We start from the raw sequence: 8,880 nt of genomic DNA on the forward strand, positions 1-8,880 counted from the left end.
TGATTCGAAGACTACAGGCTGAGAACATGCCCGCGAAAAGCATGCGCATAAAAAAATGCCGGCAAAGTCTAAGACTTTGTCGACACTCTGAGACATTCACCGTGAAGGTGAATGTCTTTTTTGATAAGTAGGAAGTGCAGGGAGTAACGCACGAAGACTGAGATATCGTACCCTTATCTATTAATCTTAATAATATTCCGATACATAATATCTGCCATTTTTTCTGGTTTTTCTACACATCCGTTTTTTAGCCAACTATAAATGGTAGCGATTTGTCCACCGACTGTATAGTCAAGGAAGAAATTGACGTCTTGAAGTGTACCTATTCGTGTAATCAATTTTTCAAATCTTAGTTTAATGAGTTTGATAAAGCTGATGATGAGTTCTTTTTCTGGGTGGACGACAAAGACGCTTGTGAAAAATCTTTGATGTCTTGATATGTAATAAAAGACATTCGTAAAGTACTGTTTAACATACTTTCTTCTTTTATCGGGGTTTTCAAGAATAGATTGTTCTATATTATCCATTAATGTTTCATAGTTCGTCATATGAAACTGTTTGATTTCTTCATACGTTTCATATTTATCTTTAAAATGTGCGTAAAATGTTGAACGATTGATGCCACATTCTGCACATAACATTTTTATTGTGATTTCATCAAAATGATAATGTTCTAATAAGTAAACCATATTACTTATGATTAGTTGTCTCGCATGTTTTTTCATAGGTCACCTCGAATAAATACATCCCTAATATTTTAACAAAAAGCCGTTCAAAGATACATTCATATACCATTTAAATATGTAGATATTATGAATAATTATCTGATTTTTTCCGCTATTTTAACCCGACAAACTTATTTAATTTGTTGGTTTAAATCATGATTACAGAGCCGTATAATGAATAAATCATTGAAATTTGGAGGAAATAAAGTAATGAAAAAAATAGTGCTTGTAAATGTTATCACTATAGTAATTTTAGTGGCTATTGGTCTAGTAGGATTCCATTATTATAGTGAAGCAACAGATTATGTAAAAACAGAAAATGCAAAAGTTGACGGTGAGCAAATCAAAATTGCTAGCCCAGTATCAGGTAACTTAACAAGCTTCGACGCTAAAGAAGGTAAAACTTATGACAAAGGCGACAAAATCGGAGAAGTAGCTGGTAAAGGTGAAGATGGACAGTCTCAAGAAATGGACATTAAAGCACCATCTAAAAGTACAATCGTAAAAACTTCTGCAACAGAAAACAGTTTAGTTCAAGCTGGATCACCAATCGCATATGCATATAACTTTGATGATTTATATGTAACTGCAAACATTGACGATACAGATGTAGAAGATGTTGAAAAAGGACAAGCTGTTGACGTGTATATCGACGGACAAGAAGCTAGTGTTAAAGGTAAAGTGTCTCAAGTTGGATTAGCAACTGCATCAAGTTTCTCATTGATGCCTTCATCAAATAGTAATGGAAACTATACAAAGGTGACACAAGTTGTTCCAGTGAAAATCACATTTGATTCTAAGCCATCAACAAATGTTGTTCCAGGAATGAATGTTGAAGTTCGAATCCACAAGAATTAAGGAGGGTGTATTATGACATCAACCTTTACGGTGGCTTATATAATTGTAGCAATCCTATTATGGATTGGAATTAATGCATTTGTTTTAAAACGCAAAAAAAGTAAATCAGTTTCTAAGCAAGTAACTGATGAAACAACAGAAAACAAAGAAACACAATTGAAATCAAAAGATGATAATATCAATCATCAACCAGAACGTTCAAATATTGAAAAAATGGAAGCTGAACATAAGTCATCTAACTCAGAGGTGAACGAAACAACTTCTATTAATACGTCTTCTGAAGATCATGATGAAGAATCAGGTGAATCACATGAGCATACTGAATTATCTGATCGTGGTATGGAATTAAATGAAGACGAACCAATTAATGAACAAATTAAGAAACATCATGTCAATTTCGTATATGGCAAAGGTATTTCAAGAAACAAAATTTTAGTTGCGATGATGTTTGGTATGTTTATTGCTATTTTAAACCAAACATTATTAAATGTTGCTTTACCGGTTATTAACAATGAGTTCAGTATTTCAGCGTCTACAGGACAATGGTTAATGACAGGATTTATGTTAGTGAATGGTATCTTAATACCAATCAGTGCATTTCTAATAAGTAAATATTCATACAGAAGACTATTTCTTATTGCAATGACGTTGTTTACAATTGGATCAATTATATGTGCTTTATCATTTAACTTCCCAATGATGATGACAGGTCGTGTTATCCAAGCAGTTGGTGCAGGTGTGTTAATGCCATTAGGTTCAAACGTATTTATGACAATATTCCCACCAGAAAAACGTGGTGCGGCAATGGGTACTTTAGGTATTGCATTTATTTTAGCACCAGCAATCGGACCAACATTATCAGGTTGGATCGTACAAAACTATCATTGGAATGTCATGTTCTATGGTATGTTTGCAATTGGTTTAGTTGCAATATTTATTAGTTTCTTCTGGTTTAGAATTTATCAAAAAACTTCTAATCCAAAACCAGACGTTCAAGGTATTATCTTTAGTACTTTAGGATTTGGATTATTACTTTATGGATTTAGTGAAGCGGGTAACGATGGATGGACTTCATTAACAGTTTCATTATCATTGATTATCGGTATTATCTTCACAGCATTATTCGTTATTCGTGAAGTGAGAATGAAAAATCCAATGCTTGATATGTCAGCATTAAAATATTCAGGCTTTACATTAACTACGATCATTAACGTTATCGTAACAATGAGTTTATTCGGTGGTATGATCTTATTACCAATCTACCTACAGAACTTACGTGGTTTTACACCACTAGATTCAGGGTTATTACTATTACCAGGTTCACTTATAATGGGCTTCATGGGTCCTATAGCTGGTAAAATGTTAGACTCATTTGGTATTAAACCACTCGCTTTAATTGGTTTAACAATTATGACATTCGCTACTTGGGAATTGACACAGTTAAATATGGATACACCATATACAACAATACTTGTTATTTATATTGTCCGTTCATTTGGTATGAGTTTCATCATGATGCCAATTATGACAGCAGGTATGAATTCATTACCACAACGATTAATTCCGCATGGTAATGCAATTAGTAATACGGTAAGACAATTAGCAGGGTCAATCGGTACTGCCATTCTTGTTACAGTAATGACTCAAAATACGACATCACATTTAGCAAATATGTCAGATAATATGGATTCAACAAATCCTATGATCCAAGAACAAATTAAAGCTTTATCAGATTCTGTTGGCGGTCAAGAAGCAGGTACAACTGCACTATTTACTTACTTCAATAAACTTGCAACAGTACAAGGTATTAACGATGCATTCTGGATAGCAACATTATTCAGTGTGATTGCTTTAATTTTAAGTTTATTCTTAAAAGGTAAATCTCATTATTTATCAAAAGAATAGTAAGAACTCCTAGATATAAAAATATAAATTCATTTTGTATTTTTAAATTATATATTAATGTTTAATTGTTTAAACACTACAAGAAACAGTGAAGTTTCTTGTAGTGTTTTTTTAGAATAGTAATTTAATTTATGAAATTCTATATTGAATGCTTTGAATTAGACATGGTTTTTTATATAATGTAAAAAAGGAGTTGGTAACTTATGAAAGTTAAGTATATTGACAAACGTCATTGGCGACGTCTCCTTAATCGCGAATATAAAGAAGTTGTATTGGACACCAATCATTTTAAAGGGCTAGTTGGATTAGTAACAATGGTACAAGTAAAAGAGCCTTTACAAGTAAATGTGGTCGGCAGGGAAATTACAGTTGCGGATAATGGATATAAGTGGATGCAAATCTTACCTGAAAAGAAGCCATATAGTATCACTGTAATGTACGATAAACAGAATAAACCAGTACAATACTATTTTGATGTGAATTTGAGGAATATCACACAACTTGGCAATGCTAGAACATTAGATTTATGTCTTGATGTATTAGTGATACCGAAGTCGGGTGAATATGAACTTGTTGATGAAGATGATTTAGAAAGAATGCTCAAAGAGAAGAAAATATCCAAAGCCCAATTCCATAAGGCATATGTTACAGCTCATGAAATTATGTTTAAATTAGAGACGGATTTCAAAGGAATTGAAAAGAAAATCAGATATTGTTTTCACGAAATTATGAATGCGAAGTGATTTAACTACAATGTTATGGCATATTTCTATATAAAAACGAGGAATCCCTTTAAAGTTGGAATTCCCCGTTTTTTTATTATAGGAAGATTAGCGCAAGTATGATTGCTAATGGACCTACGATGAAACAATATTTACTAAAGATACCTAATTGACCACGTTCCATAATGCCTTGTAACCATTTAAGTGAGAAATAACTTGCTACAAGAGATGCAATAAATGCAAATACATATGAAATCATCAATGATGTATCGGGTGGTGTTTCAACAATATCTTTAATACCAAGTAAAGCTGTACCTAGACTTACTGGAATATATAGTAAGAATGAGAATTTAAATGCTGTTTTTTGGTTCATACCTACACCTAATGCACCAACAATCGTTGCACCACTTCTACTTAGTCCAGGTATTAAAGCAACTGCTTGAAATAGACCTACGATAATAGCATCTTTAAGAGACAAATCTTTTTCAAGCTTTTGTCCACGTTTATTCTTAATAAACCACAATGCGATACCAGTGACGATAAGCATGATACCTACCATAATCACACTTTTAGTATCCCCAATAATATCTTTAAAGATAATACCTAGAACACCTGCAGGAATCGTTGCAATGACTAAGTACATCGCAAGTTGGAAATTTTTCTTAATAGATTCGGTACGGTCACCTTTAATATATTTAAGTGTATCAACAATAAGCGTGATAATATCTTTTCTAAATAAGATAAGGACGGCAATTAATGAAGCGGTATTCACAACAATTTCAAAAGTTAAACCGTCCGTATGTAATCCTAAAAATTCTTGTGCCATAACGAGATGTCCACTTGAAGAAACCGGAATCGGTTCAGTTACACCTTGAAGTAGCCCAAGAAAAACATATTTAATAATTTCGATAATAAGCATGATATGATCCTTCCTATTTAATGTACATGCTCAACTATAACGAATTATGAATCGACTTTCAATTTATGAAATAAAAAAATTTATATTTCGGTCTAAAGTTGTAGGCATGGTCGTGTAGGCAAATCGTGTTATAATATAATGAAAGTAAGGAGTGTGTGTCAATTGAAAGTAGACGATTATAAGTTACTGGTAACATTAGAAGACGTAAAGACATTAAGGAAAGCAGCAGACATTCTCTATATATCTCAGCCGGCAGTGAGTCAAAGGTTAAAAACAATTGAAAACTTTTTCGGTATAGATATTTTTATAAGAACAAAGAAGCAATTGATAACAACAAATGAAGGTTCACTTGTAATTGAGCACGCTCGAAAAATGTTAAAAGAAGAACGTTTATTATTAGATAAAATCAGTTCTAAAATAGGCGAAGTAAATGGTAGCATTTCAATAGGTGTATCTTCATTAATCGGACAGACTATTCTCCCGCAAGTATTAGGGGAATACACGCACTTATATCCTAATGTGGATATACAATTACAAATCGGTTCAAGTGAACACATTAAACAATATCAGAATGACTTTCATATCATGGTCGTAAGAGGAAACGAAGTCATGAATGTTCAAAATGATCTTCTACTTAATGAGCAGCATTACTTTATATATCCTAAAAATAGAAAACAAGATCTACACCTTTTACCAATGATCGAGTTTCAAGCAGAACCAATTTACTTAAAACAAATAGAAGAGTGGTATTCAGATTATTTACAACAAGAATATCATGCACTGATTAAAGTCGATCAAATTGCTACATGTAAAGCATTACTATTAAATGGTGTAGGTGTAACAGTCTTACCTGAACTCGTTATAGGTGATATCGATACAGATAAATTTGAAATCAAGAAATTGAATGTCATGCGTAAACCGCTGACAAGGTCTACATATATATGTTATGAACATAACGTATTACAATTACCACAAGTGAAATCATTCATAGAAGTCTTAAAGAATTATATTAATCAGCTTGAAATAGGAAAAAAATAAGCAGAAAAGAAATCTTTACGGATTTCTTTTCTGCTTTCGTTATATTGATTTCTATGACAGACGCTTTCTTAACTTCGTAAATATTTCTCGAGTTTCATCATTAATCGCTTCGTGATTTAAAATATTGTCGATACGTTGTAGATTTTTACTATCTTTAAATCGTGTTTCATTCAATTCATAAATCGATAGTTTAGGCTCAGTTTGCTTAATTAATCTCATATTGTCATTCTGTGAAACGTATCCTTCTTTTAATACTCTGAAGTAACAGCCTGTTCGATAACTATCAGCCATGTGTTTAACTAAATCTTTAATGCCATAACGTTGTGCAATTGTAGCACAAGGTTGTCTTGGACATGAAACTTGAATGATCGCTTCACCAAGTTCGTACGTGTCACCAATGTTTAAATCTTCTTCTGTTAAACCTGAAACGGTTATATTCTCTCCGAAAATTGCATACTTTGGTAACAAATCAATAATGTCATCCCAATATGCATAATTATCTTTGCTGTAAAAACAGAGTGCTTTTTCAGGTCCACCATGTCCTTTGTATTGCTGTTCGTCTTCAACAAAGCCTGTATGTGTTAAGTACATCTTATCTTTAAAAGGTTCTTTGAAAATGGCAGTCTTTTTTGATTTTTGATCGCTAAATGTGATATTAGCAATTTTTCCGACTGATATATAATCTACTTTGTAATCCACGAGAATGACTCCTTTTTACAATATTTAATAATGATTTTACCGGTTAATGTGAATTATAGCAATAAAGCATTGACGTAGCAGAGGATAAGCTTTAAAGTACAAGCATATAATAAAATATAGGAAGTTGTGAATTCATGTTTTTGAAATTATTTCAAATAAAAAATTATAAACTCTTTACCGCAAATATGGGTTTACTTGGTATGGCAGTTGCGATTACTGTTCCATTCCTAGTGTTGTATGCGACACAGCATTTAGGCATGACGAAAGGGCAATATGGTTTGTTAATGGCGCTTGCAGCAGGGGCATCATTTACAGTAAACTCTATTGTTGCTAGATTTTCAGATAGTGGCAAAATTAATCGTAAATATCTTATCATTACCGCACTTATTATGGGTGCACTATGTTTCTCCATTTATTTCTACATACATACAATTTGGGTGTTTATCGCACTTTACGCAATGTTCCAAGGTTTAGCTGCACCAGCAATGCCTCAAATGTATGCCTCAGCACGTGAATCAATTAATGAATCAGCTTATAAAGATAGAAGTATATTTGCTAATACAGTTCTACGTTCTACATTTTCATTAGGATTTTTATTTGGTCCTTTAATTGGGACAGTATTGTTAAGTGCCTTTGGATATGATGGATTGTTTGGTGGAACAGTGGCACTATTTTTAACAGTTTTAGTATTATTAATTATATTTTATAAAGAGCCGAAAAAAGTTATTAAAAATGCTATCGGTAATTTTACAGAAAAGAAAGCACCAAACTTAATGAAAGAACCGACATTATTAATACCATTCTTAGCATTCATTTTGTTACATGTTGGTCAGTGGATGTATACGTTGAATATGCCGTTATATGTAACAGAATATCTTAAAGATAATGAATCACATGTCGGCTATTTAGCAAGTTTATGTGCGGGATTAGAAGTTCCGTTTATGATTATACTTGGTATTATTGCAAGTAAGTTCAAAACAAAAACATTATTAATGGTAGGGTCAATTTTTGGATTCGGATATTACTTTAGCATCGGAGTGTTTGATAGTTTCGTAGCAATGTTGATAGGACAACTAGCATTAGCATTCTTCTTAGCTATTTTACTAGGCTTAGGTATTAGTTATTTCCAAGATATTTTACCAGAATTTCCAGGTTACGCATCAACATTGTTTGCCAATGCTATGGTAATCGGTCAGTTAGGTGGAAATTTATTAGGTGGTATTATGAGTGATCTCGTTGGACTAGGGAATGTATTCTTTGTTTCAAGTTTATCAATAGCAGTAGCATTTGTATTACTTATATTCACAGTAGAACATACGACACATAACGAAACTAAAGTAAGTTAGGAGATATAAAAATGACAGCAATAAGTTGGATATTAATTATCTTAATGTTTGTAATTGCATTTATAGGATTAGTGAAACCTATTATTCCATCCGTATTATTTATATGGGTAGGGTATTTCATTTATCACTTTGCAATTGATTCAAGCAAATTGTCTTGGGTATTTTGGGTAGTAATGATTGTATTTACAATATTTATGATCTTGTCAGATATCATTATGAATAGTTATTTCGTTAAGAAATTTGGAGGTTCTAAATTAGGAGAAACAATGGCAGCAGTCGGTGTCATCATCGGTTGTTTCGTATTTCCTCCATTTGGAATTATAATCGTTCCATTTGTATTAGTATTTGTAACAGAAATCATTCAAAAAGGTGATATCGCAGCCGCAACAAATGCAAGCGTAGGATCATTACTTGGATTCTTAACAAGCTCAATAGCAAAAGCATTGATTATGGTAGTCATGATCATATGGTTCTTTATTGATATTATTATTTAATGTAGAAGGACCGGCCTGGTACAGTTCAATAGCTGTACCAGGCTTTTTTTGGAATGAGGAATATGGGGAGTGGAAGTTTGATTTGGTACTGCACCCCTAAAGTTAGAGTAAAAAAACTAACTTTAGGGGTGTTTTAATATGACAAAATATAGTGATGAATTTAAGTTGAAAGTT

The 8,880-nt window shown here is 32.5% G+C and carries 9 protein-coding genes; 6 read left to right on the top strand and 3 right to left on the bottom strand.

The genetic code is table 11. The features are described from left to right. Positions 1–173 precede the first annotated feature (173 nt). On the bottom strand, positions 174–725 hold the full coding sequence (locus LQ693_RS12935; RefSeq protein WP_025907366.1) for a TetR/AcrR family transcriptional regulator: 552 nt from the start codon (positions 723–725) through the stop codon (positions 174–176). A gap of 210 nt (positions 726–935) precedes the next feature. Here LQ693_RS12935 and LQ693_RS12940 point away from each other — a divergent pair, with 210 nt between their 5' ends. The 3 genes from LQ693_RS12940 to LQ693_RS12950 all read left to right on the top strand — a co-directional run bounded on the left by LQ693_RS12940 (position 936) and on the right by LQ693_RS12950 (position 4,231). Beyond that, complete coding sequence (locus LQ693_RS12940) at positions 936–1,583, top strand: HlyD family secretion protein (protein WP_025907364.1); 648 nt, start codon at positions 936–938, stop codon at positions 1,581–1,583. A gap of 12 nt (positions 1,584–1,595) precedes the next feature. Next, entirely contained in the window at positions 1,596–3,488 is a 1,893-nt protein-coding gene (locus LQ693_RS12945) for a DHA2 family efflux MFS transporter permease subunit (protein WP_025907362.1), read from the top strand. Positions 3,489–3,691: 203 nt separating this feature from the next. Beyond that, positions 3,692–4,231, top strand: coding sequence for a ribonuclease FAU-1 family protein (locus LQ693_RS12950; RefSeq protein ID WP_025907360.1), 540 nt, complete (start codon positions 3,692–3,694; stop codon positions 4,229–4,231). Positions 4,232–4,307: 76 nt separating this feature from the next. On the opposite strand, the gene LQ693_RS12955 is transcribed toward LQ693_RS12950, so the two are convergent. After that, positions 4,308–5,129 (bottom strand): undecaprenyl-diphosphate phosphatase, encoded by an 822-nt coding sequence (locus LQ693_RS12955; RefSeq protein ID WP_025907358.1) that lies wholly within the window; start codon positions 5,127–5,129, stop codon positions 4,308–4,310. 162 nt (positions 5,130–5,291) lie between these two features. Here LQ693_RS12955 and LQ693_RS12960 point away from each other — a divergent pair, with 162 nt between their 5' ends. Then, on the top strand, positions 5,292–6,167 hold the full coding sequence (locus LQ693_RS12960; protein WP_025907355.1) for a LysR family transcriptional regulator: 876 nt from the start codon (positions 5,292–5,294) through the stop codon (positions 6,165–6,167). A gap of 51 nt (positions 6,168–6,218) precedes the next feature. Here LQ693_RS12960 and LQ693_RS12965 read toward each other — a convergent pair whose 3' ends face one another. Further along, positions 6,219–6,866, bottom strand: coding sequence for an MOSC domain-containing protein (locus LQ693_RS12965; RefSeq protein WP_107565406.1), 648 nt, complete (start codon positions 6,864–6,866; stop codon positions 6,219–6,221). Between the two features lie 134 nt (positions 6,867–7,000). Between LQ693_RS12965 and LQ693_RS12970 the strand changes: the two genes are divergently transcribed. Beyond that, a complete protein-coding gene (locus LQ693_RS12970) occupies positions 7,001–8,212 on the top strand; it encodes a sugar efflux transporter (RefSeq protein WP_025907351.1) in 1,212 nt (403 codons plus the stop codon). A gap of 11 nt (positions 8,213–8,223) precedes the next feature. After that, the gene (locus LQ693_RS12975) at positions 8,224–8,706 is read left to right on the top strand and encodes a DUF456 domain-containing protein (protein ID WP_025907349.1); all 483 of its coding nucleotides are present in this window, start codon (positions 8,224–8,226) and stop codon (positions 8,704–8,706) included. Positions 8,707–8,880: the final 174 nt, after the last annotated feature.

The sequence above is a fragment of the Mammaliicoccus sp. B-M6 genome, from assembly GCF_022386965.1.
In the GTDB taxonomy this organism is placed as follows: domain Bacteria; phylum Bacillota; class Bacilli; order Staphylococcales; family Staphylococcaceae; genus Mammaliicoccus; species Mammaliicoccus sciuri_A.

Bases quoted from the DNA above. Each gene is read 5' to 3' on its own strand.
- LQ693_RS12935 (WP_025907366.1), bottom strand. From the start codon at position 725: ATGAAAAAACATGCGAGACAACTAATCATAAGTAATATGGTTTACTTA.
- LQ693_RS12940 (WP_025907364.1), top strand. From the start codon at position 936: ATGAAAAAAATAGTGCTTGTAAATGTTATCACTATAGTAATTTTAGTG.
- LQ693_RS12945 (WP_025907362.1), top strand. From the start codon at position 1,596: ATGACATCAACCTTTACGGTGGCTTATATAATTGTAGCAATCCTATTA.
- LQ693_RS12950 (WP_025907360.1), top strand. From the start codon at position 3,692: ATGAAAGTTAAGTATATTGACAAACGTCATTGGCGACGTCTCCTTAAT.
- LQ693_RS12955 (WP_025907358.1), bottom strand. From the start codon at position 5,129: ATGCTTATTATCGAAATTATTAAATATGTTTTTCTTGGGCTACTTCAA.
- LQ693_RS12970 (WP_025907351.1), top strand. From the start codon at position 7,001: ATGTTTTTGAAATTATTTCAAATAAAAAATTATAAACTCTTTACCGCA.
- LQ693_RS12975 (WP_025907349.1), top strand. From the start codon at position 8,224: ATGACAGCAATAAGTTGGATATTAATTATCTTAATGTTTGTAATTGCA.